Origin of the sequence: Pantoea sp. EKM21T, from assembly GCF_011800405.1 — a bacterium.
GTDB lineage: Bacteria > Pseudomonadota > Gammaproteobacteria > Enterobacterales > Enterobacteriaceae > Pantoea > Pantoea agglomerans.
The window spans coordinates 18,897-42,415 of sequence record NZ_JAALFV010000012.1; the positions used below are offsets into that span (position 1 = coordinate 18,897).

The 23,519-nt window shown below is 56.1% G+C and carries 22 protein-coding genes; 13 read left to right on the top strand and 9 right to left on the bottom strand.

All coding sequences use genetic code 11. The features are described from left to right. Positions 1 to 68: 68 nt before the first annotated feature. Both HFD87_RS19970 and metB read right to left on the bottom strand, forming a co-directional pair. Positions 69 to 2,504, bottom strand: a complete 2,436-nt coding sequence (locus tag HFD87_RS19970; protein WP_010672066.1) for a bifunctional aspartate kinase/homoserine dehydrogenase II — start codon at positions 2,502 to 2,504, stop codon at positions 69 to 71. 2 nt (positions 2,505 to 2,506) lie between these two features. After that, entirely contained in the window at positions 2,507 to 3,667 is a 1,161-nt protein-coding gene (gene metB, locus HFD87_RS19975; protein ID WP_022624922.1) for a cystathionine gamma-synthase, read from the bottom strand. 273 nt (positions 3,668 to 3,940) lie between these two features. Here metB and metJ point away from each other — a divergent pair, with 273 nt between their 5' ends. Then, positions 3,941 to 4,258: a met regulon transcriptional regulator MetJ gene (metJ, locus tag HFD87_RS19980; RefSeq protein WP_009088019.1), complete on the top strand. Its 318-nt coding sequence runs from the start codon at positions 3,941 to 3,943 to the stop codon at positions 4,256 to 4,258. A gap of 79 nt (positions 4,259 to 4,337) precedes the next feature. Here metJ and rpmE read toward each other — a convergent pair whose 3' ends face one another. Continuing rightward, positions 4,338 to 4,553 carry a 50S ribosomal protein L31 gene (gene rpmE / locus HFD87_RS19985; RefSeq protein ID WP_003851227.1) on the bottom strand — a complete coding sequence of 72 codons (216 nt, stop codon included), beginning with the start codon at positions 4,551 to 4,553 and terminating at the stop codon, positions 4,338 to 4,340. A gap of 225 nt (positions 4,554 to 4,778) precedes the next feature. Here rpmE and priA point away from each other — a divergent pair, with 225 nt between their 5' ends. The 6 genes from priA to rraA all read left to right on the top strand — a co-directional run bounded on the left by priA (position 4,779) and on the right by rraA (position 11,935). Next, positions 4,779 to 6,974, top strand: coding sequence for a primosomal protein N' (gene priA / locus HFD87_RS19990; RefSeq protein ID WP_010258167.1), 2,196 nt, complete (start codon positions 4,779 to 4,781; stop codon positions 6,972 to 6,974). Between the two features lie 164 nt (positions 6,975 to 7,138). After that, the gene (cytR, locus tag HFD87_RS19995; RefSeq protein ID WP_088234246.1) at positions 7,139 to 8,176 is read left to right on the top strand and encodes a DNA-binding transcriptional regulator CytR; all 1,038 of its coding nucleotides are present in this window, start codon (positions 7,139 to 7,141) and stop codon (positions 8,174 to 8,176) included. A 152-nt stretch (positions 8,177 to 8,328) separates the two neighbouring features. Then, on the top strand, positions 8,329 to 9,324 hold the full coding sequence (ftsN, locus tag HFD87_RS20000) for a cell division protein FtsN (protein ID WP_033778435.1): 996 nt from the start codon (positions 8,329 to 8,331) through the stop codon (positions 9,322 to 9,324). An 88-nt stretch (positions 9,325 to 9,412) separates the two neighbouring features. Continuing rightward, positions 9,413 to 9,943, top strand: a complete 531-nt coding sequence (gene hslV / locus HFD87_RS20005) for an ATP-dependent protease subunit HslV (RefSeq protein ID WP_010258174.1) — start codon at positions 9,413 to 9,415, stop codon at positions 9,941 to 9,943. Between the two features lie 10 nt (positions 9,944 to 9,953). Then, complete coding sequence (gene hslU / locus HFD87_RS20010) at positions 9,954 to 11,291, top strand: HslU--HslV peptidase ATPase subunit (RefSeq protein ID WP_010258177.1); 1,338 nt, start codon at positions 9,954 to 9,956, stop codon at positions 11,289 to 11,291. Between the two features lie 158 nt (positions 11,292 to 11,449). Continuing rightward, positions 11,450 to 11,935 (top strand): ribonuclease E activity regulator RraA, encoded by a 486-nt coding sequence (rraA, locus tag HFD87_RS20015; RefSeq protein ID WP_009088032.1) that lies wholly within the window; start codon positions 11,450 to 11,452, stop codon positions 11,933 to 11,935. A gap of 53 nt (positions 11,936 to 11,988) precedes the next feature. Here rraA and zapB read toward each other — a convergent pair whose 3' ends face one another. Continuing rightward, positions 11,989 to 12,228 (bottom strand): cell division protein ZapB, encoded by a 240-nt coding sequence (gene zapB, locus HFD87_RS20020; protein WP_003851242.1) that lies wholly within the window; start codon positions 12,226 to 12,228, stop codon positions 11,989 to 11,991. Between the two features lie 405 nt (positions 12,229 to 12,633). Here zapB and HFD87_RS20025 point away from each other — a divergent pair, with 405 nt between their 5' ends. The 3 genes from HFD87_RS20025 to glpX all read left to right on the top strand — a co-directional run bounded on the left by HFD87_RS20025 (position 12,634) and on the right by glpX (position 16,137). Beyond that, positions 12,634 to 13,488: an MIP/aquaporin family protein gene (locus HFD87_RS20025; protein WP_010258182.1), complete on the top strand. Its 855-nt coding sequence runs from the start codon at positions 12,634 to 12,636 to the stop codon at positions 13,486 to 13,488. A 30-nt stretch (positions 13,489 to 13,518) separates the two neighbouring features. After that, positions 13,519 to 15,030: a glycerol kinase GlpK gene (gene glpK / locus HFD87_RS20030; RefSeq protein ID WP_010258184.1), complete on the top strand. Its 1,512-nt coding sequence runs from the start codon at positions 13,519 to 13,521 to the stop codon at positions 15,028 to 15,030. A gap of 96 nt (positions 15,031 to 15,126) precedes the next feature. Continuing rightward, positions 15,127 to 16,137, top strand: a complete 1,011-nt coding sequence (gene glpX, locus HFD87_RS20035) for a class II fructose-bisphosphatase (protein WP_010258186.1) — start codon at positions 15,127 to 15,129, stop codon at positions 16,135 to 16,137. On the opposite strand, the gene emrD is transcribed toward glpX, so the two are convergent. Then, positions 16,127 to 17,320, bottom strand: a complete 1,194-nt coding sequence (gene emrD, locus HFD87_RS20040) for a multidrug efflux MFS transporter EmrD (RefSeq protein WP_159227300.1) — start codon at positions 17,318 to 17,320, stop codon at positions 16,127 to 16,129. The two genes, glpX and emrD, sit on opposite strands and share 11 nt — an antisense overlap. Before the next feature lie 273 nt (positions 17,321 to 17,593). Between emrD and fpr the strand changes: the two genes are divergently transcribed. Then, the gene (gene fpr, locus HFD87_RS20045) at positions 17,594 to 18,340 is read left to right on the top strand and encodes a ferredoxin--NADP(+) reductase (protein ID WP_163763305.1); all 747 of its coding nucleotides are present in this window, start codon (positions 17,594 to 17,596) and stop codon (positions 18,338 to 18,340) included. On the opposite strand, the gene HFD87_RS20050 is transcribed toward fpr, so the two are convergent. After that, a complete protein-coding gene (locus HFD87_RS20050; RefSeq protein ID WP_010258192.1) occupies positions 18,331 to 18,765 on the bottom strand; it encodes a DUF805 domain-containing protein in 435 nt (144 codons plus the stop codon). The genes fpr and HFD87_RS20050 overlap by 10 nt on opposite strands. 98 nt (positions 18,766 to 18,863) lie before the next feature. On the opposite strand from HFD87_RS20050, the gene HFD87_RS20055 reads away from it, so the two are divergent. After that, entirely contained in the window at positions 18,864 to 19,454 is a 591-nt protein-coding gene (locus HFD87_RS20055) for a DUF1454 family protein (protein WP_163763304.1), read from the top strand. A 120-nt stretch (positions 19,455 to 19,574) separates the two neighbouring features. Continuing rightward, on the top strand, positions 19,575 to 20,342 hold the full coding sequence (gene tpiA / locus HFD87_RS20060) for a triose-phosphate isomerase (RefSeq protein ID WP_163763303.1): 768 nt from the start codon (positions 19,575 to 19,577) through the stop codon (positions 20,340 to 20,342). A 27-nt stretch (positions 20,343 to 20,369) separates the two neighbouring features. Here the strand turns inward: tpiA and HFD87_RS20065 are convergent, their stop codons facing one another. The 3 genes from HFD87_RS20065 to pfkA all read right to left on the bottom strand — a co-directional run bounded on the left by HFD87_RS20065 (position 20,370) and on the right by pfkA (position 23,401). Beyond that, entirely contained in the window at positions 20,370 to 21,143 is a 774-nt protein-coding gene (locus HFD87_RS20065) for a CDP-diacylglycerol diphosphatase (protein ID WP_010672077.1), read from the bottom strand. A gap of 162 nt (positions 21,144 to 21,305) precedes the next feature. Then, positions 21,306 to 22,295 (bottom strand): sulfate ABC transporter substrate-binding protein, encoded by a 990-nt coding sequence (locus tag HFD87_RS20070; RefSeq protein ID WP_010258203.1) that lies wholly within the window; start codon positions 22,293 to 22,295, stop codon positions 21,306 to 21,308. A 143-nt stretch (positions 22,296 to 22,438) separates the two neighbouring features. Continuing rightward, a complete protein-coding gene (gene pfkA, locus HFD87_RS20075; RefSeq protein WP_003851263.1) occupies positions 22,439 to 23,401 on the bottom strand; it encodes a 6-phosphofructokinase in 963 nt (320 codons plus the stop codon). Positions 23,402 to 23,519: the final 118 nt, after the last annotated feature.

The following is a 23,519-nucleotide window of genomic DNA, read 5'->3' on the forward strand; positions in this document are numbered from 1 at the left end:
TGAAGGCGATTCAACAGGGGAGCGATAACGCATTGAAAACAGGCGCCGAAGCGCCTGAGGAGGAGGAGTTACAGCAGTTGTGCGAGGCGATTAATATCTGACTGGATAGCGCCTGCGGTGACATCCCGGCCTGCGCCCGGTCCGCGGATCACCAGCGGATTATCGCGGTACCAGCGGCTCTCAATCGCAAAGACGTTGTCGCACGGCAGCAGTGAGGCCAGCGGATGTTCCGGACGCACCGCTTCAACACCCACGCGCGCCTTGCCGTTGGCATCAAACCGGGCAACGTAACGCAGCACCAGGTCCATCTCCTGCGCGGCTTCGAGCCGCTGCAGCATCTGCTCATTCAGCTCTTCGCCATTTTCAAAGAAGTGGTCGACAGATCCCTGCTGACAGTTACTGGGCACCAGCGATTCCACCCGCACCTGATCCGGCTCGATGTTGTAGCCTGCCTCACGCGCCAGGATAACCAGCTTGCGCATCACATCCTGACCCGAGAGATCGGCGCGCGGGTCGGGCTCGGTTAAACCCTGCTGCCAGGCCTGATCCACCAGCTCGGTAAAGGGCACCGTGCCATCAAACTGCAGGAACAGCCACGACAGCGTGCCGGAGAAGATCCCGCTGATCGCCAGGATGGTATCCCCGCTGTCGCGCAGATCGCGCACCGTGTAGTTGATCGGCAAACCTGCGCCAACGGTGGCGTTATAGAGCCAGTGACGTCCGGTTTTGGTAAAGGCATCGCGGATCTGGCGCCAGGTCTGACTGTCAGACGCTCCCGCGACTTTATTGGCGCTGATAACGTGAAAACCGTGACTGGCGAAGTCGAGATACTGCTGCGCCAGCGGTGTGCTGGCAGTGACATCCAGCACCACCAGGTCATCAAACGGGTGAGCACGCATCCACAGGAACAGCGACTCTTCATCGCGCTCTACCGCTTCATCATCAAAGAAGGCGAGTGCCCGGCTGGCTTCCAGCCCGTCATAGCTCAGCAAGCTGCGACGGCTGTCCGCGACGCCCGCCAGCACAAATTCAAAGCCGGTCCGCGCTGACAGCGTTTCCTGATCGCGGGCAAACAGCTCCAGCCAGCGTGAACCGATATTGCCTTTGCCAAACAGCATCAGACCGATGCGCTTTTCTGCCCGGAACAGCGACTGATGCAATCCCTGAATCAGATGCTGAGTCGGGCCGACGCGCAGCACTGCGACCACGCTGATGTGCTCTTCTGACTGCCAGATGAACTCAATTGGCTGATCCTTTAACTGCTGCCAGAAGCGATGGGTATGCAGCGGATTGCGGGTAACGCCTGCGCCAACCAGCGCAACCAGCGCCAGGCCGTCGCGCAGCTGCAGATGGCCCGGTAAACCGGCATCCTGTAGCAGCGTAAAGGCGCTGTTTACCACTTCGGCGGTGTAACAGAGCTGCAGCAATTGACGATCGGGATGAACGCCAAACGCCAGCGGACGCAGCTGCGCGCGCTTCAGCAACAGGTCGATCTCTTTGTGCAGGATGGCGAAGTCATGCTGCTCTGGCAGCTGAATCTCAATCAGGCAAACATCATCATGGCTGGTGACGATACGCGCGCCCGTCCCGGAGGCCAGCACGCGCTCAATGCGGGTTGAGCCCTGCTCCGGCTGATAACTGCAGCGCAGTTGCAGGTCGATATCGCTGCCTGAAACCGGCTGCAGAGTACGGGTGTGGAGAACCGGTGCCGCCAGGCGCGCCAGCTCGCTGGCTTCATCCAGCCTTAACAGCGGCAGCAGACAGGCATCAGAGACTTTGCGGGGATCGGCACTGTAGACACCCGCCACATCGCTCCAGATGGTCACCCGCCCGACACCCGCCAGTGCGCCAATCTGCGTGGCAGAATAGTCGGAACCGTTGCGGCCAAGCAGGACGGTTTCACCGGCGTCGTTGCGGCTGATAAATCCGGTCACCACGATGCGCTTATGCGGATGCTGCGCCAGTAGAGTCTGTAGCAGTGGCCAGGACTTCCCTTCATCTACCTGCGGTTGTGCGGCACGTTCAGCGCGCAGAAACTCACGCGCATCCAGCCAGCAGGCCTGAAGGTCACGCTGGCTCAGTACCGCTGACATCAGGCGTGCCGACCAGACTTCACCGTGACCGACCACTTCGGCATAGACCGCATCGGTGATCGGCGCATCCAGCAGTGCGGCCAGCTTTTCCAGATCACGGATAAACGCGGTGATTAAAGGTTCTGCGACCTCAGCAGGCAGCAGCGCACTGATCAGTTCGCTCTGGTAGCGCCGTAAGGCCTGTTGCACCTGATGCGCAGAAAGCCGATCGCTCTGGCTCAGCTTCAGCCAGCTAATCAGCTGGTTGGTAGTTGAGCCTGCCGCAGAGACCACCATCAGGTCGCCCGGCTGGCTGTAGTCCGCCATAATACCGGCAACGCGCTGATAGCAGCGCGCATCGGCCAGGCTGCTGCCGCCAAACTTATGCAACTGCCTGATGTTCGGCGTTCCCGCGCCTGCTGAAATCGTCATGCTTAACCCTCGGCTGCGACCCGGAATGCATTATCCAGATCGGCAATTAAATCTTCGTGATCTTCAATACCGACAGAAACCCGCAGCAGCGTATCGGAAATGCCCGCTGCCGCGCGTGCTTCTGCCGACATCCCCGCGTGCGTCATGGTGGCGGTATGGGAGATCAGACTCTCTACTCCGCCCAGCGATTCCGCCAGCGTAAATAGCTGCAGTGCTTTCAGGAAGCGACGCAGCAGCGCCTCATCACCGTCGACCTCGAAACTCAGCATGGCGCCAAAGCCGCGCTGCTGACGTACGGCATGTTCGTGTCCGGCGTTTTCCGGCAGCGAAGGATGATACAACTTTTTCACCAGTTTCTGCTGCTTCAGATACTCTACAATCGCGAGTGCGTTGCGTTGTGCGGCTGCAATCCGCGGTGAAAGCGTACGAATCCCGCGCAGCAGCAGATAACTGTCAAACGCTGCACCGGTCACACCAATGTTATTTGCCCACCAGGCCAGGTCGGTAGCGAGTTGCGGATCTTTGGCGATGACCGCGCCCGCCACGACATCGGAGTGGCCATTGAGGTATTTGGTACAGGAGTGGATCACCAGGTCCGCACCCAGCGCCAGAGGATTCTGCAGCGCCGGACTCATAAAGGTATTGTCCACCACGCTGATGGCACCCGCAGCACGCGCAGCGGCGCAAATCGCGCTGATATCTACCACGCGCAGCAGCGGATTGCTGGGGCTTTCAATCAGCACCAGTTTTGGGTTTTCATCCAGAGCGGCCTGCAGCGCTACCGGATCACCCTGATCGACAAATTTCACCCGATAGGCGCCACGCTTGCTCAGGCTGTCAAACAGCCGATAGCTGCCGCCATAACAGTCATGTGGCGCGACCAGCAGATCGCCAGGCTTCAGAAACACCGTCGTGACCAGGTGAATCGCCGACATCCCGGTATTGGTTAATACCGCGCCTGCTCCCCCTTCCAGTTCTGCCAGGGTACGCTGTACGACATCACGAGTGGGGTTGCCACGCCGGGAGTAGTCATGCGCACGAGGCTCATTGAAATCCAGGAAGTTATAGGTCGTAGAGAGGTGGATTGGCGGGACAACGCAGCCATATTGCTCGTCATCATTCAAACCGCTGCGCACTGCGATGGTTGCCGGTTTACGCGTCATGAGCGAATTGTTCCTGAAGAGTGAATAAAATGTAGGCCACAGGATATCACCCTCTAATTAGACGTCAATACATCTGGACATCTAAATGTCTTTGCGTATAGATTGAGCAAAACCGCAATAACCGCTAAAATTATGCGTCATCGCCTGGCGTTCCCCTCTGTGAGACAGAGGCAGTGAGCGAAGAAAACCCGCCATATCAGGGGTCAGGCAGGAAAAAATCAGGCATAATCCGCTGATTTCCTAACATTTAACGTTTATTAATTAAGGTAACCCATGGCTGAATGGAACGGCGAATATATCAGCCCGTACGCTGAGCACGGTAAGAAGAGCGAGCAGGTCAAGAAGATCACAGTATCAATCCCATTGAGCGTGCTGAAGATTTTAACGGATGAGCGTACCCGTCGTCAGGTGAACAACCTGCGTCACGCCACCAACAGCGAGCTGCTTTGCGAAGCCTTTTTACATGCCTTTACGGGCCAACCGCTGCCGGATGACGTCGACCTGCGCAAAGAGCGTAGTGATGAGATTCCGGAAGAAGCAAAAGCAATCATGCGCCAGATGGGTGTCGATCCGGATACCTGGGAGTATTGATCTTTCAGCCATAAAAAAACCCAGCCGAAGCTGGGTTTTTTCTTGCCGCCGAACCCGCAGGTTCAGGTGCCTTTTAATCTTATTTTTTAGCGCCTGGCACGCTGAAACGCTTGTTAAAGCGGTCAACACGGCCACCAGTTGCCACTTCACGCTGCTTACCGGTATAGAACGGGTGGCATTTGCCACAAACGTCCAGGTTCAGTTCGTGAGTCAGTGTTGAACGGGTGTGGATCTCGTTGCCGCAGGTACATTTGATAGTAACTGCTTCGTATTTCGGGTGAATACCTTGTTTCATGGGAAACCTCATTGAAGGCCGTGTCGCTCTCCGTGCCAGGCTTTAACCTGCACAGCACCACACGCGATTGAACATTATAGGGTGTACTCCGGCCAGATATTTCTCACCGAAGGCGGCATATTATACAGGTAAGTTTCGATTGCTGCAAATATCTGCTGAGATACCCGCCATCAGGGTCAGCGTGTACACTAGCTTCCCCGATCATTGAGCCGGAAAGAGAGAGTTATGCCCGTAGTCCAGGTCGCCCTGCCCGTCCCCTTGCCCCGCCTGTTTGATTATCTGCCGCCACAGGGCGCGCAGCCGGTCATTGGTGGTCGCGTGAGTGTGCCCTTTGGCAATCGCAGGATGATCGGGATTGTGGTCGCCTTTCGTGAGAGCAGCGATCTGCCGGAAGCACAACTCAAGCGCGTGATTGAGGTGCTGGATAGTGAATCCCTCTATCCAGCGTCGCTGTGGCGCATCCTTAACTGGGCCGCCAGCTATTATCATTCGCCGCAGGGAGAGGTACTGAGTCACGCTATTCCGGTACTGCTGCGTCAGGGCAAAGCGGCGCAGGACAATCCCTTATGGCGCTGGGAAATCACCGAGCAGGGTCGGGCGACTGCGCCAGAAAGTTTAAAGCGGGCACCGAAACAGCAGCAGGCGCTGGCTGCACTGCGGCAGCAACCGCTCTATCGTCATCAGGTCAGTGAACATGACCTCACGGATGCGACGCTGCAGGCGCTACGCGCCAAAGGGTTATGCGAACTGCATGAGCATCAGCCGCAGATGCACGACTGGCGTACCACTTATGCCGTAAAAGGCGAACGTCTGCGGCTGAATACCGATCAGGCGATGGCCGTGGGTGCGATTCGGGCAGATGATGAACATTATGCAGCCTGGCTGCTGGCGGGCATCACGGGTTCAGGCAAAACCGAGGTTTACCTCAGCGTGCTGGAAAATGTGCTGGCACGCGGTAAACAGGCGCTGGTGCTGGTGCCGGAGATTGGCCTGACCCCGCAAACTATCGCCCGTTTTCGCGAACGTTTTGATGCGCCCATTGATGTGCTGCACTCCGCATTAAATGACAGTGAGCGGCTGGCGGTCTGGTTACGTGCGCGGCGCGGCGAAACGGCGATTGTGATTGGCACCCGATCGGCGCTGTTTACGCCGCTGGCCCGTCCTGGCGTAATTATTATCGATGAAGAGCATGACAGCTCCTATAAACAGCAGGAAGGCTGGCGCTATCAGGCGCGCGATCTGGCCGTCTTCCGCGCACATGAAGAGGATATCCCGATTGTTATGGGATCGGCGACCCCTGCTCTGGAGACACTGCACAATGTCCGCAGCGGCAAGTATCGCCAGCTCGACCTGACAAAACGCGCCGGCAATGCCAGACCGGCACTGCAACAGCTTATCGACTTAAAAGGCGTGCAGTTGATCGGCGGTCTGGCACCGGGCCTGATTGGTAAAATGCGCCAGCATCTGCAGGCCGATAATCAGGTGCTGCTGTTTCTTAACCGCCGCGGCTTTTCGCCCGCCCTGCTCTGTCATGATTGCGGCTGGATTGCTGAGTGTACCCGCTGTGACCGCTACTACACGCTGCATCAGCACCATCGCCAGCTACGCTGCCACCATTGCGACAGCCAGCGTCCGCTGCCTAATCAATGCCCGCAGTGTGGTTCAACCCATTTGCTGCCGGTAGGCGTCGGGACTGAGCAACTGGAGCAGCAGCTCGGCACACTTTTCCCTGGCGTGCCGGTGTCGCGAATCGATCGTGATACCACCAGCCGCAAAGGTGCGCTGGAGCAGCATCTGGCTGACGTTCATCGCGGCGGTGCACGAATCCTTGTCGGCACCCAGATGCTGGCCAAAGGCCACCACTTCCCCGATGTTACGCTGGTGTCGCTGCTGGATGTCGATGGTGCGCTGTTCTCAGCCGATTTTCGTGCGGCGGAACGCTTTGCTCAGCTCTACACCCAGGTCGCCGGTCGTGCTGGCCGTGCCGGCAAACAGGGCGAGGTGTTGCTGCAGACTCACCATCCGGAACATCCGCTGCTGCAGACGCTGTTGCACCAGGGCTATTCGGCGTTCGCCCAGCAGGCATTGCTGGAGCGACAGGCAGTCCATCTGCCGCCCTGGAGCCGCCATGCGCTGTTCCGCGCTGAAGATATGGATAACCAGCAGGCAGCGGAATTCCTGCAACAACTCCGTAATTTGCTGGAGGCAAGCCCGCTGAACGATAAGGCGATGTGGTTTATGGGTCCGTTGCCTGCACTGCAGCCAAAACGCAGTGGACGCTGGCGCTGGCAACTGCTGCTGCAGCATCCCTCCCGGCAGCGTCTGCAACAGTTGCTGAGCAGTTCGTTGCCGTTGGTTTCAACCCTGCCCGCGGCGCGCAAAGTGAAATGGACGCTGGATATCGACCCTACCGAGAGCTGATTTAAGCTGACACTGCGAGCCAGATCGAAAAATGTCGCATAAGTCACAATTTTTATGCAAATTAAGTAACAACCAGCCGGGCAATCGTTAACAATGTTGCCCGGTTTGCCTTCAGGTCAGGCAGAAACAGAATTGAACGCGCCATAACGCGTCAGGAGCATGTGTTGGAGCAGAATCAACAACCGCCCGCCGCCACGATGAAAGATGTTGCGGAACATGCGGGCGTCTCAACCGCCACCGTATCGCGTGCGCTGATGAATCCGGAGAAGGTTTCTGCGGCCACCCGCCAGAAAGTCGAGCAGGCGGTTGCCGCCGTCGGCTACACGGCACATGGCCCCACGCGCAACGCCCGTCGTAATGAGACGCGTACCATCCTGGTCATTGTCCCTGACATCTGCGATCCCTTCTTTAGTGAAATCATCCGAGGCGTTGAAGTTACGGCAGCCGAAGAGGGCTACCTGGTGCTGATTGGTGACTGCGCGCATCAGAATCAGCAGGAGAGAACTTTTCTCAACCTGATGGTGACGCGACAGATCGATGGCATGGTGCTGCTCGGCTCAAAGTTGCCTTTTGATGCCAGCATTGATGAGCAACGCAACTTGCCGCCTATGGTAATGGCGAATGAGTTTGCGCCGGAAATGTCACTGCCCACTGTCCACATCGATAACCTGACCGCCGCATTTGAAGCGGTAAATCATTTACTGCAGTTGGGTCACACACATATCGCCTGTATCGCCGGGCCGGAAGAGATGCCGCTCTGCCAGTATCGTTTGCAGGGGTATGTCCAGGCGATGCGTCGCAGCGGGCTGACGGTCGATCCCACCTATATTGTGCGCGGTGACTTCACATTTGAAGCGGGCGTTGCCGCCATGAATCAGCTGATGACCCTGCCGCAACCGCCGCGCGCGCTCTTCTGCCACAGCGATATTATGGCACTTGGGGCGATGAATCAGGCCCGGCGCTGCGGACTGCGGATACCGGAGGATCTCTCTGTGGTCGGATTCGATGACATTGAGCTATCACGTTACTGCGAGCCGCCGCTGACCACGGTCACGCAGCCACGTTACCAGATAGGCCGGGAAGCGATGCTTCTGCTACTGGATGAGTTAAATGGCAAACGGGTCATTAGCGGATCGCGGCTGCTGGATGCCGGTTTAACCATTCGTGGCAGCACGGCGCGAGCAAAAAAGCGTGAAAAATAAGCGTATTTGTCTGATTTTTTCAGTAGATTCTTAAGGCGAACACTGCTGGTCAAAGTTCCGACCCTTAAGTAACATGGCGGACTCCTTGCCGGGCGCGTAAAAATCATCATTTCGCCCATCTGGCACTATTTTTGAAGGGTATAAGAACGAGAGTGGCACAAAAAGATTACGTAGGCCGCGGGCGTTCAACAGGGACGCGTCGCAAAAAAAGCCCCAGCCGTGGCAAGAAGAGCAAAGGCGGTTCGGGAACATCTAAACTGATGATTGTACTGGCGGTCGCAGTGTTGGTGACCTTTGCCGGTGGTTTATGGTTCCTGGCGCATCACAAAAAAGAGGACGTGCCGGTCATTACGGATCATAAAGCCAACGGCAATGGCCTGCCGCCGAAGCCCGAAGAGCGCTGGAAATATATTAAAGAGCTGGAGAACCGTCAGGTCACTGTGCCGACACCTATCGAACCCTCTTCGGGTGGCGAAGTGAAGTCGCAGACACAGCTGACCGACGAGCAGCGCCAGTTGCTGGAGCAGATGCAGGCGGATATGCGTCAGCAGCCGACGCAGCTCAACGAAGTGCCGTGGAACGAACAGACGCCGGCGCAACGTCAGCAGACACTGCAGCATCAGCAGCAGTTGCAACAACTGCAACGTCAGCAGCAGCAGGTTCAGCAACAACAGCAGCAGCAACAGGTTCAGCAGCAACGTCAGCAGTTGCAGGCTCAGCAGCAACAGCAACGCCAGCAGCAGTTGCAGCAACAACAACAGCGCCAGCAACAGCAGCAATTACAACAACAGCAACGTCAGCAGCAGCAGCAGCAGCAAAACGTACAGCGCCAGACGCAGCCAGCACCTGTTACGCGTGAACCGGAAGTGCAGCCAAAACCGCAGGAGACCGCGAAGGCGAAACCGGCGGAGAAAGCCTCTTCGCAGCGCTGGATGGTGCAGTGTGGTTCGTTTAAAGGCACTGACCAGGCTGAATCGGTGCGCGCAGGCTTAGCCTTTGAAGGATTTGAAAGCCGTATTACCACCGGTGGCGGCTGGAATCGTGTGGTTATCGGTCCTTATAAAGACCGCGCCTCCGCTGACAGCACCCTGAAGCGCCTGCGCAGTTCCGGACACTCCAGCTGTATTCCGCTCTCCGTCGGGGGTTGAAACCCGTCAAACCCGCCCCATATCTGTTGCATGATACTCCGCGCCCGGTGCGCGGAGTCCTTTTCCGACTGCAACAAGGGGTCTGCCCGTGACAACAATAGTAAGTGTACGACGCAACGGCCAGGTAGTGATTGGCGGTGATGGCCAGGCTACGCTCGGCAATACCGTGATGAAAGGCAACGTTAAAAAAGTGCGTCGTTTATACAACGATAAAGTGATTGCCGGATTTGCTGGCGGCACCGCAGACGCCTTCACCCTGTTTGAACTTTTCGAACGTAAACTGGAAATGCATCAGGGCCATCTGGTGAAAGCTGCGGTGGAACTGGCTAAAGACTGGCGTACTGACCGTATGCTGCGTCGCCTTGAAGCCTTACTGGCCGTCGCAGATGAATCAGCTTCACTGATCATCAGCGGTAACGGTGACGTCATCCAGCCTGAAAACGATCTGATCGCCATCGGCTCCGGTGGGCCTTTCGCCCAGGCAGCGGCACGTGCGCTGCTGGAAAATACCGAGATGGGCGCGCGCGACATCGTCGAAAAGTCGCTGAATATCGCGGGTGATATCTGCATCTACACTAACCACAACGTTAATTTCGAAGAATTAACGTCTAAGTCGTAAGGGTATAAATATGTCTGAGATGACTCCTCGCGAAATCGTCAGCGAACTGAACCGCTTTATCATCGGCCAGGAGAGCGCTAAGCGGGCCGTGGCTATTGCACTGCGTAACCGCTGGCGCCGCATGCAGCTCGACGAAGAGCTGCGCCATGAAGTGACCCCTAAAAATATCCTGATGATCGGTCCGACCGGTGTCGGTAAAACCGAGATCGCGCGTCGTCTGGCTAAGCTGGCCAATGCGCCGTTTATCAAAGTAGAGGCGACCAAATTTACCGAAGTCGGTTATGTCGGTAAGGAAGTGGACTCTATCATTCGTGACCTGACCGATTCGGCCATTAAGATGGTGCGCAGTCAGGCGATTGAAAAGAACAAATATCGTGCCGAAGAGATGGCGGAAGAGCGCATTCTTGATGTGCTGATTCCACCAGCAAAAAACAACTGGGGCCAGTCAGAGCAGAGCGCTGAACCCTCTGCAGCACGCCAGTCGTTCCGCAAGAAGCTGCGCGAAGGCCAGCTGGACGATAAAGAGATTGAGATCGACCTGGCCGCCAGCAGCCCTGGCGTCGAAATCATGGCCCCTCCGGGCATGGAAGAGATGACCAGCCAGCTGCAGTCGATGTTCCAGAACCTCGGCGGCCAGAAGCAGAAAGCCCGCAAGCTGAAGATCAAAGAAGCGATGAAGCTGCTGATCGAAGAAGAAGCGGCCAAACTGGTTAACCCGGAAGAGCTTAAGCAGGACGCCATTGATGCCGTTGAGCAGCACGGTATCGTGTTTATCGATGAGATCGACAAAATCTGTAAGCGCGGCGGCCAGAATGCCGGCGGCCCGGATGTCTCACGCGAAGGCGTTCAGCGCGACCTGCTGCCGCTGGTGGAAGGCTGCACCGTCTCCACCAAGCATGGTATGGTGAAAACGGACCACATTCTGTTTATCGCCTCAGGCGCGTTCCAGGTTGCCAGCCCATCCGATCTGATCCCGGAACTGCAGGGTCGTCTGCCCATCCGTGTTGAGCTGCAGGCGCTGACCGTGAACGATTTCCAGCGCATCCTGACCGAGCCAAATGCCTCGATTACCGTGCAGTACAAAGCCCTGATGAATACCGAGGGCGTGAACATTGAGTTCACCGAAGAGGGTATTCGCCGGATCGCTGAAGCCGCATGGCAGGTCAACGAAACCACCGAAAACATCGGTGCGCGCCGTCTGCATACTGTGCTGGAGCGTCTGATGGAAGATATTTCGTATGACGCCAGCGATCGTCATGGTGAATCCGTTACCATCGATGCTGATTATGTCGGTAAACATCTGGATGAACTGGTGGCTGACGAAGACCTTAGCCGCTTCATTCTCTGATCCACTGATTCAGCGCTTTTCAGAAGCCCAGCCCACCCGGCTGGGCTTTTTTATGCATGTTCTTGATCGAACGATGCTTTTTTCATACTGATGATTTTGCCAACAATCTGCATATAGCGATATACTTACCCTTCCTGTGGCAAACAGACGAAACCCTTATGAAATACGATACATCTGAACTCTGCGATATCTACCATGAAGAAGTGAATGTTGTTGAACCGCTTTTTTCAAATTTTGGTGGGCGCACTTCATTCGGTGGTCAGATTACCACAGTGAAATGCTTTGAAGACAACGGCTTACTTTACGATCTGCTGGAAGAGAATGGCCGGGGTCGGGTACTGGTGATTGATGGCGGCGGCTCAGTGCGCCGTGCACTGGTGGATGCGCAGCTGGCACGTCTGGCGGCAACCAACGAGTGGGAAGGTCTGGTTATTTACGGTTCGGTACGCCAGGTTGATGAGCTGGAAGAGCTGGAGATTGGCATTCAGGCGATTGCCGCGATTCCGGCAGGCGCTGCGGGTGAAGGGATTGGCGAAAGCGATGTGCGCGTTAATTTCGGCGGCGTCACCTTCTTCTCCGGCGACCATCTCTATGCAGACAACACCGGTATCATTCTGTCAGAGGATGCGCTGGACCTCGAATAGGCCAGACATGAAAACGGGTGCCTGAGCACCCGTTTTTCACATCAGCTGAGGCTTCAAACCTCTTCCATTTTTCCCAGCAATGCACGCAGACGTTCCTGCCACACGTGTTGCTCTTCTTTCAGGTGCTGATTTTCACGCATCAGCGCATCGTGGTTGCCCGCGACTTGTTGCGCATCGTTACGCAGTGAGTTGTTCTGCTCTTTCAGCTCTTCGATTTCCATCTGCAACAGGGTGATGGTATCAATCGCCTGCTGTACTTTCGCTTCCAGTTTCTCAAACACTTCAAATGACATCTTTCTGACCTCTCCTAAATTCCTGCAAGGCGTTGATGATGCCAGCTTAAGCCAGCAACGTTGTCCCGATTGTATGTAGCCTCACCCCGCAAGTCCAGCAACGCGGCCGCTGCGGGCGTAGTCTGTAACACTTTTCAGCCAATCCCTGAATTTACGCTGCGCTTACTGTGACGGCTTTCTGGTACGGGTGCGTTATCCCCGTCCTCAGGCGCGAATATTGGCTAAAGAAAGCCAGAATACGCGAAAACGCGCATTTTTATGACGCAGTACACAAAAAACGATTTCGCTATTTCTCGTTTATGTTCGTTAACGATAAATTCACACCAGCCCTACATTAAAGCTGGGTGCCTCATGGAATGAGAACAAAAACTGATAAAATTTAACCTCGCTTCAGGAACCACTATTATGAGTCAGACAACTAACACGCTCAAAGGTCAGTGTATTGCCGAATTTCTGGGGACAGGCTTGATTATTTTCTTTGGCGCAGGCTGTGTGGCTGCACTGAAACTCGCCGGTGCCGCCTTCGGTCAGTGGGAAATCTGCATCATCTGGGGTCTTGGCGTTTCCATGGCCGCCTACCTTACCGCAGGCATTTCGGGCGCGCACCTGAACCCGGCAATCACCGTTGCACTCTGCCTGTTTGCTAATTTTGAAGGACGTAAAGTTCTGCCTTATATCGTATCGCAGATTGCCGGTGCCTTTTGTGCCGCGGCGCTGGTATACGGTCTCTACTACAGCCTGTTTTTTGATTATGAGCAGAGCCACCAGATGGTGCGCGGCACGGTTGAAAGTCTCGACCTGGCAGGCATCTTCTCAACCTACCCTAATCCACATATCGGTGTCGGCCAGGCCTTCCTGGTTGAGATGGTCATCACTGCAGTATTAATGGCGGTCATTATGGGTCTGACGGATGACGGCAACGGCATTCCACGTGGCCCACTGGCTCCACTGCTGATTGGCCTGCTGGTTGCGGTTATCGGTGGCTCAATGGGTCCTCTGACCGGCTTCGCCCTTAACCCGGCTCGTGATTTCGGACCGAAGATCTTCGCATGGCTGGCAGGCTGGGGTAACGTTGCCTTTACCGGTGGTCGTGACATCCCTTACTTCCTCGTGCCGATTTTTGGCCCGCTGGTCGGTGCCTGCCTGGGTGCAGTAGGTTATCGCACACTGATTGGTCGCTACCTGCCAGGTACCGCCCAGGAACCTGCAAGCGTTCCAGCAGACAAACCGGTTGCACGCGCTCAGCAGCGTAAAGCGTAAGTTTCACCTTTTATCATCAGGACAGAATTTATGACTACCACAGATAAAAAATATATTGTCGCGCTCGATCAGGGCACAACCAGCTCCCGCGCCGTCATTCTCGACCACGACTCTAATATCGTCGCGGTATCGCAGCGCGAATTCACCCAGATCTACCCGAAAGCGGGCTGGGTTGAACATGATCCAATGGATATCTGGGCTTCACAAAGCTCAACGCTGGTTGAAGTGCTGGCCCATGCCGACATCCGCTCTGATGAGATTGCGGCAATCGGTATCACCAACCAGCGCGAAACCGCTATCGTCTGGGAAAAAGAGACCGGTAAGCCGATCTACAACGCCATCGTCTGGCAGGATCCCCGCACCGCCGACTACTGTCACAAACTGAAGAAAGAGGGTCTGGAAGAGTATATCCAGCACACCACCGGTCTGGTGATTAACCCTTACTTCTCCGGAACCAAAGTGAAGTGGATCCTGGATCACGTTGAAGGCTCTCGTGAGCGTGCAAAACGCGGCGAGTTGCTGTTTGGTACCGTTGATACCTGGCTGGTCTGGAAAATGACCCAGGGCCGGGTGCATATCACCGACTATACCAACGCCTCCCGTACCATGATGTTTAACATCCATAAGCTGGAGTGGGATCAGCGTATGCTGGATATCCTGGATATCCCGCGTGAAATGCTGCCAGAAGTGAAGTCCTCTTCTGAAGTCTATGGTCAGACCAACATCGGTGGTAAAGGCGGTACACGTATTCCAATCGCCGGTATTGCCGGTGACCAGCAGGCTGCGCTGTATGGCCAGCTCTGTGTTCAGCCTGGCATGGCGAAAAACACCTACGGCACCGGCTGCTTTATGCTGATGAACACCGGTACTGAAGCGGTAACCTCAACGCACGGCCTGCTGACCACTATCGCCTGTGGCCCGCGCGGTGAAGTGAACTATGCACTGGAAGGGGCTGTATTTATCGGTGGCGCCTCTATTCAGTGGCTGCGCGATGAGATGAAGCTGATCAGTGAAGCTGCTGACTCTGAATACTTTGCGATGAAAGTGAAAGACACCAACGGCGTTTACATGGTGCCTGCTTTCACCGGCCTGGGCGCTCCTTACTGGGACCCGTATGCCCGTGGTGCTATCTTCGGCCTGACCCGTGGTGCTAATGCTAACCACATCATCCGTGCGACGCTGGAGTCTATCGCTTATCAGACGCGCGACGTGCTGGAAGCGATGCAGAACGATGCCAACACCCGCCTGCAGGCGCTGCGTGTCGATGGTGGCGCGGTTTCCAACAACTTCCTGATGCAGTTCCAGTCGGACATCCTCGGCACCCGTGTTGAGCGCCCGGAAGTGCGTGAAGTCACCGCGCTGGGTTCTGCTTATCTGGCAGGTCTGGCTGTCGGCTTCTGGCAGGATCTGGATGAAGTCCGCTCTAAAGCAGTTATTGAGCGTGAATTCCGTCCAAGCCTGGAAACCACCGAGCGTAACTTCCGTTATGCTGGCTGGAAAAAAGCCGTAGCCCGCGCCCAGGCGTGGGAAGAACAAGAGTAATATCAATGCCCGCGACCGTTTCTGTCGCGGGCCTTTTCCCCGCTCCACTCCCCCGCTGTGTTACACTGCCTGCCTGTTTTTTGTCAGGTAGATGCCATGAAACGAGAACTTGCCATTGAATTTTCCCGCGTAACCGAAGCTGCCGCCCTGGCAGGCTATCACTGGTTAGGACGCGGCGACAAAAATGCGGCTGACGGCGCGGCTGTCCATGCCATGCGTCATGTCCTTAACTCCATTGAAATCGACGGTCAGATTGTGATCGGTGAAGGCGAAATCGACGAAGCTCCGATGCTCTATATCGGTGAAAAAGTCGGTACCGGCCGCGGCGATGCGGTCGACATTGCGGTCGATCCGATTGAAGGCACCCGCATGACGGCGCTTGGCCAGGCTAACGCGCTGGCGGTGATGGCCGTAGGCGATAAGGGCAGCTTTCTGCACGCACCCGACATGTACATGGAAAAACTGATTGTTGGCCCCGCAGCGCGTGGAGAGATCGATCTTGACCTGCCGCTGGAAACCAACCTGCGTAACATCGCCATCGCGATGAATAAGCCGCTATCACAGCTAACCGTATCGATTCTGGCAAAGCCGCGTCATGACGCAGTGATCAGTCAGTTGCAGCAACTGGGCGTGCGGGTGTTTACCTTCCCGGATGGCGATGTCGCCGCCTCCATTCTGACCTGCATGCCGGACAGCGAAGTGGATGTGATGTATGGCATCGGCGGCGCACCGGAAGGCGTGGTCTCTGCGGCGGTGATCCGCGCGCTGGATGGGGATATGCAGGGCCGGTTACTGGCGCGTCACCACGTGAAAGGCGACAGCGCTGAAAACCGTCTGCTGGGTGAGCAGGAGCTGCAGCGCTGCGCAGAGATGGGGATTGAAGCGGGCAAAAAGCTGATGCTGAATGAGATGGCACGCAATGACAACGTGGTGTTTGCCGCCACCGGCATTACCAGTGGCGAACTACTGAAAGGCATTACGCGTCAGGGCAATATCGCCACCAGCGAGACCCTGCTGATTCGCGGTAAATCACGCACCATCCGCCGTATTCAGTCGATTCACTATCTCGACCGTAAAGATCCGGCGCTCCATCCCTTTATCCTGTAACCGGCTGGTTGCCGCGCTCCGGCTGACGTGAGAGCGGCAACCAGCAGAGCAGCATCACCAGCGCCGTGAAGAACATCAGCATGCCAAGGCTGAACTGATCGCGCTGCGGCATCATGGCTGACAGCCACGCCACCAGGCCCGATCCCAGATTCTGCATCCCGCCAATCAGCGCGCCCGCGCTACCCGCCAGCCAGGCATAAGGCTCCATCGCGCCTGAAGTCGCCAGCGGGAACAGCATGCCAGCCCCAAAGAAGAACAGCGCAGCCGGGACCAGCAGCGTCCAGATATTCATCACGCCGAACCATGCCGGGATCCACATCAGGATGCCCGCCAGCAGGCAGCTATTTACGCCCCACCACATCAGACTGTGCCATGAACCCTGCTCGCGACCGGCAAACCAGGCACCAAAAAACGCTGCCGGAATCGGCAGGATGAACAGGATGCTGACGGTCAGGCTGTGCAGGCCGAGCACGCCGCCCAGCAGAACGCCACAGCTCGACTCAAATACCGCAATCCCGGCCAGCGCGCCAATCAGCAGCACAATGTAGCGAACGAAATTCGCGTCGCTGAGCAGGCGGGCGTAGCGTTTAAAGAAAGGTGTCATTTCCGCACTCTGCGGTCGGGTCTCCGGCAGCCAGCGTGCCATTGAAACGGTTACCGCCAGACAGAGCAGCAGCAGAAAGGCAAAGCAGGCGTGCCAGCCAAAGAGCTGCGTCAGCAGTGCACCAATCACTGGCGCCAGCAGCGGGCTGACCAGAATGCCCATATTAAGCAGGCTGTTAGCGCGGCGCAGTGCGTGCCCCTCGTAGAGATCGCGCGGCATGGTGCGGGCCATCACGCCAGCTACGCCGGTGCCCAGTCCCTGAACAGCGCTGCCGAACACCAGCATATCGAGCGACGTCGCCATCAGTGCCGTAATTGCGCCGATCATAAAGATCATCATGCCCGCCAGAATCACCGGACGACGACCGATGCTGTCTGACAGCGGGCCATAGATCAGCTGGGATCCGCCATAGGTCATCAGATAGGCCGCCATCACACGCTGCAGCGCGCCATCCCGCACATTCAGAGCATCCGCCATCACCGACATCGCCGGGACGTAGATAGTCTGTGCCATCTGCCCTACTGCCACCAGCACAATGAGCATCACCAGCAGCGGGCGATTTTCGAGTTTAGTCATCATGATTATGCAAAATTTCTTTCTGTGAAAGGAGGTTAAAACAGCGGTTCACCCGCCAGTCATCTTGTTATGGCGGGCAAAATATCAGGATTAGATGACAAAGCGAGAGGTAAGCGAAAAGGTCCCGGCTTGCGCCTGTCAAGTTTATGGGCCAGCCTGTAAAGACAAAGTAACAGTTTGTCGATTAGAGCCTTTGCCCCGGCGCAGGCTGGCAATCTCACCGGGCAGCCGCGAAAATAGTGACCTGCCTGAATAATCAACAACCAGGGAGTGATTATGGCTGAGTGGGTCAATGCTGAAGTAAAGGAAGTGAAAAACTGGACGGATGCGCTGTTCAGTCTCCGGGTAAAAGCGCCCATCGATCCCTTTATCGCCGGGCAATTTGCCAAGCTGGCACTGGAAATCGGCGGTGAGCGGGTACAGCGCGCTTACTCTTACGTCAATGCGCCGAAAGATGATCTGCTGGAGTTTTACCTGGTCACCGTGCCAGAGGGCAAACTGAGTCCGCATCTGCAGGCACTTCGGCCTGGCGATCAGGTGATGGTCACCAAAGAAGCGGCAGGATTCTTTGTGCTGGATGAAGTCCCTGAATGCAAAACCTTATGGATGCTGGCAACCGGCACCGCTATTGGCCCCTACCTGTCGATGCTACAGCAGGGCGAAGGGCTGGATCGCTTTGAAAACATCGTGCTGGTCCATGCTGCCCGCTATGCGGCCGACCTGAGCTTTTTGCCGCTGATGCAGCAGCTGCAACAACATTATCAAGGCAAGCTGCACATCCAGACGGTGGTGAGTCGCGAAGAGATCGCCGGTTCGCTGACTGGCCGGGTCCCGGCGTTGATCGAAAACGGTGAGCTGGAGCGCGCCACCGGGTTAAGCCTGGATGCCGACAGCAGCCACGTGATGCTGTGCGGCAACCCGCAGATGGTGCGTGATACCCAGCAATTACTGAAAGAAACGCGCGAGATGCGCAAGCACCTGAAGCGTAAGCCGGGCCATATCACCAGCGAACATTACTGGTGAGCCGTTTGCCGGTATCTCACCGGCTGAGTCGCGGTACCAAACCGGTTAGCGCCGGGGGTACCGCGAAAGAGACCGAGATCGAGCAGCAGGCCAGCCAGTAACACAAACGGAATGGCGCGACCCAACAGCCAGGGCAGTATGCCGTCCAGCATGCTCCAGTTCCCTGCCACCAGCAGCCAGGCAACAATCACCAGAAATCCCCAGTAGCCGCGGCGATTACGATCGTGCAACCGTTTAACGATAACCGCGCTGGCGGGCCACAGCAGGCAGACCACGCCAAAGGCCGCCATCTGAGTATCAAGCCAGTCGTTAGCCGCTAACGCGAATAACAGGGTTGTTGTCAGCAACCAGACCGCCTGCCAGATCCAGAAATCACGTCGTCCCAGCCGGCCGCGCCAGGAAAAACACCATTGTTGTAACGTCATGCATTATCATCCAGAGAGAAGAGAACCGCTGCGGTTTTGACCTCGCGGATAAAAACCGTTTTAATTTGCGCCTGAGTTTACGGGTTAGGATCGACAAAATGAAGAATTTGCCTGGCGCACTGCTGTTATCGTTTGCGCTGACGGTTCCGGTCTTTGCCGCCGATCCGCCACCGCAGGATCGGGCCGATGCGTTGCCCACCGCCCCCTATCTGCTGGCGGGCGCCCCCACCTTTGATATGACTATCGGCCAGTTCCGCGAAAAGTATAATCAGGCCAACGGGGCGCTGATGCTGCCGGAATATCGCGCCATTGATAATCGGGGCGACAAAAGCACCCTGACGCGCGCCGCCAGCAAAATCAACGAGACCCTCTATGCGTCTACCGCGCTGGAGCCCGGTACCGGCAAAATTAAGACGCTGCAGATTACCTGGCTACCGTTGCCAGGCCCGGATCAGAACGCCTCACAGCAAAAAGCGCTGGCCTACATGACCGCCATGTTGCGCTTCTTTGTACCGGGACTGAGCGCCGATGAGGGACGTAAAAAGCTGGAGGGTTTGCTGAAGCAAGGTAAGGATTTACCCTACTTTGCGCAGGTCGAGGGCGCGTTGCGTTTTGTGGTGGCTGACAACAGCGACAAGGGGCTGACCTTCGCCATTGAGCCGGTCAAACTGGCGCTCGCCAGCCCCTGATGATGAGGCCGAAAATGACGAAAAGCAAAGCCATCGCTACATTTGATCTCTATACTGTCTGGCAGACAACGCTGCCAGCTGGCAGCGATTTTTCATGTATCGCTTTATGCGGAGGATAGAATGCGACATCCACTGGTTATGGGTAACTGGAAGTTGAATGGCAGCAAGCAGATCACAGCTGAACTGATCGCCGGTCTGCGCAAGGAACTGTCTGGCGTTGAGGGTTGTGGCGTCGCCATTGCACCGCCAGCTCTCTATCTCGAGCAGGCAAAACACGCCATCTCCGGTAGCCACATCGCACTGGGTGCGCAGAACGTAGACGTTAACCTGTCTGGTGCGTTTACCGGTGAAGTTTCCGCAGAGATGCTGAAAGATATCGGCGCGAAATATATCATTATCGGTCACTCAGAGCGCCGCACTTACCACAAAGAGAGCGACGAATTCATCGCGAAGAAATACGCAGTGCTGAAGTCAGTGGGCCTGGTACCGGTGCTGTGCATTGGTGAAACCGAAGCGGAAAACGAAGCGGGTAAAACCGAAGAGGTCTGCGCTCGTCAGCTGGATGCCGTTCTGGAAACTCAGGGCGCCGAAGCGTTTAAAGATGCGGTCATCGCGTATGAGCCAGTCTGGGCCATCGGTACCGGCAAATCTGCCACCCCTGCTCAGGCTCAGTCCGTTCACAAATTCATTCGTGACCATATCGCGAAGAAAGATGCGGCTATCGCAGAACAGGTCATCATCCAGTACGGCGGCTCAGTTAACGATAAAAATGCGGCTGAGCTCTTCACCCAGCCCGACATCGATGGCGCGCTGGTTGGCGGTGCCTCACTGAAAGCGGACGCTTTCGCTGTGATCGTTAAAGCTGCTGCGGCTGCAAAAAGCGCCTAAGCAGTAAACGTACCGATTAAAGGCGGCTTAAGCCGCCTTTTTTATGGGCGCTATCAGCTGACAGGCGTGATCCTGTACCTCCTCCGCCGAACCGCTGTTCAGCAGCAGCCAGTTTCGCTCTATCGCCATCAGCACCAGTCGTCCATCACTTAATTCAGCCAGTGCCAGCCCATATTTCCCCATCTCGCTGCGTGCCTCTGGCCGCTCATCGGCCAGTCGGATAAACGCACTCTGCCGGGTCAGCTCGTCCGGGGTCAATGCACGCAGCCAGTAGCGGTGCTTACGCAGCGTGATGCTCTGCCACCGCCCGCTAAGCTGCGGCGTCAGCTGATCAAGCTGCTGACGCACATCGGGTCGCAGGCAGGAGATATGAATATGGAGCTGATTCTGCGTGCGGCCATACTGTGAATTGATAGCCAGTGACAGGACCCGATCGTCAATAGGTGAGCCGCGTCGCTGCGCAAGCAGAGTTCGCTCATCCCAGGCAAGGGCAAAGTAGTTGGGCGTAGCGGATTGCAGTAACCGCGGGCTTTCGATGCCGGTGATCCTGTCGAGCGGGATCAGCAGATACTGCAACGGCCCGTGCATATCTTTCAGCATGGCATAGCGATGCCGCTGATCGACGCGCTGACAGGGCGCAGGTTCTCCACCACTCTGCTGGTGAGGCAGACATTTCTCGCTGACGATCTGCCACAACGCATCACTGTTCTTTTTGAAATGCAGTGCGGCAGCCAGCATCCCCGCAATGACCAGTACCAGCAGAACCGCAACCAGGCGGGTTGCACGACGATGTGTCGGCATAACAACGCTTCCTGAATGGCTTAGCAGCCTGCATCCTCGCCTGGCGAGAAAAAAATGTCACGGGGAATTCTGGCAGATAACCCAGCGGCTGGGCGGAGAAGGAGAAAAGGCGTGGTTGTGGAGGATAAGCGGTCAGCGCAGGAATGCGCTGACCGCAACGCATTACGGTTTCATGACCTGGTCATAGCTGCCGCCATCGGCGAAGTGGGCTTTCTGAGCCTGTGTCCAGCCACCAAACTTGTCCTGAATGGTAAACAGCTTCACTGGCGCAAAGGTGCTGGCGAATTTCTTCGCGACTTCAGCATCACGCGGACGGTAGTAGTTCTGTGCAGCGATAGTCTGGCCTTCTGGCGAGTAGAGGTATTTCAGATAAGCGTCGGCGACCTTACGCGTCCCCTTTTCATCTACCACTTTATCGACCACCGACACGGTCGGTTCCGCCAGAATCGATTCGCTCGGAGTGACAATCTCGAACTTGTCTTTGCCCAGCTTGTTAACCGCCAGATAGGCTTCGTTTTCCCAGGCGATCAGCACATCACCAATCCCGCGCTCAACGAAGGTGTTGGTTGCGCCGCGTGCGCCGGAATCTTGCACTTCAACGTTTTTAAACAGCGCTCTGACGTAAGCCAGCGCTTTAGCCTGATCGCCGTTGTTATGATCCAGCGCCCAGCCCCAGGCCGCCAGATAGTTCCAGCGTGCGCCGCCGGACGTTTTCGGGTTAGGGGTAATAACAGATACGCCTGGCTTCGTCAGGTCGCTCCAGTCATGGATGCCTTTAGGGTTATCTTTACGAACCAGGAAAACAATGGTCGAGGTGTAGGGCGCAGAGTTGTCCGGCAGACGCTGAATCCAGTTTTTATCAATACGGCCGCGTTCTGCAATGGCATCAACATCCGATTGCAACGCCAGTGTGACTACATCCGCCCGAATGCCGTTAATCACGGAGGTCGCCTGCTTACCGGAACCGCCATGCGACTGACGGACCACGACATTATCGCCGGTTTCCTGTTTGTAGTGCGCACTGAACGCTTTGTTGTACTGTTCGTACAGCTCACGCGTTGGATCGTAGGAAACGTTTAACAGCTGAATGTCTTTCGCCAGAACGCTGGTTGAGGCCAGCAACAGGGTAACGCCGATACTCCACTTGTTCATTACGCACTCTCCCAATGTCGTTATGGGCTAAGCGTGACATAAACCTATACAGAGCTAAAAGAATTAAAAATAAGCTGTTATAACCATGGGGAATATAGAGGCGGGATGCCGGGGCGTGCCAGGTCGCACACCCCGAAGAGGAATTAATAGAGTTTTTTCGCGGTGTCGAGCCAGTCGCGTTTGAACGGACGCTTCATATTTTCAATGGCGTCGACGATGTCGTGATGCACCATCTTCTCGTTCTGAATACCGACGCAACGGCCGCCGTAGCCCTGCATCAGCAGTTCAATAGAGTAGGCCCCCATGCGTGAGGCCAGAATACGGTCATACGCACAAGGTGCACCGCCACGCTGAATGTGGCCCAGAACGGTAGAACGGGTTTCACGCTTGGTTTCTGTTTCGATGAAACGCGCCAGATCGTCGATATCGCAGATGTGCTCAGTAATCGCCACGATAGCGTGCTTTTTACCTTTGGCGATGCCCGCTTTGATTTCCGCTACCAGCTCTTCACGAGTATACGGGAACTCAGGCAGCACGATGAACTCACAGCCACCCGCAATGGCGGCCGCCAGAGTCAGATCGCCACAGTAGCGACCCATCACTTCCACAATCGAAATACGCTGATGCGATGAAGAGGTATCACGCAGGCGGTCAATCGCTTCAACCACAGTTTCCAGTGCAGTGAAATAACCGATAGTGTAATCCGTTCCGGCAACGTCGTTATCGATGGTGCCTGGCAGACCAATGCACGGGAAGCCCATTTCAGTCAGGCGCTTAGCCCCCATGTAGGAACCGTCACCACCAATAACAACCAGCGCATCAATGCCGCGCTTTTTCATGTTCTCAATGGCAACCTGACGCACATCTTCATTACGGAATTCAGGGAAGCGTGCTGAGCCCAGGAAAGTGCCGCCGCGGTTAATCATGTCGGAAACGCTGTAGCGATCAAGATTGATCATGCGATCTTCGTACAATCCCAGGTAACCGTCATAGATCCCAAAAACTTCCAGTCCTTCACTCAGCGCGGAACGCACCACGCCACGAATAGCTGCGTTCATGCCTGGGGCGTCACCGCCGCTGGTTAATACACCAATTTTTTTGATCATGACAACCTCTGGATTGTTCAAAACTAAGGGTTAATCCTGCCTGTCGATCGCTGCTGAAGCTCATTTTACGACTCGCGCGACACGTGATGGCAGATAGTATATCAAAGGCTTGCTGCTG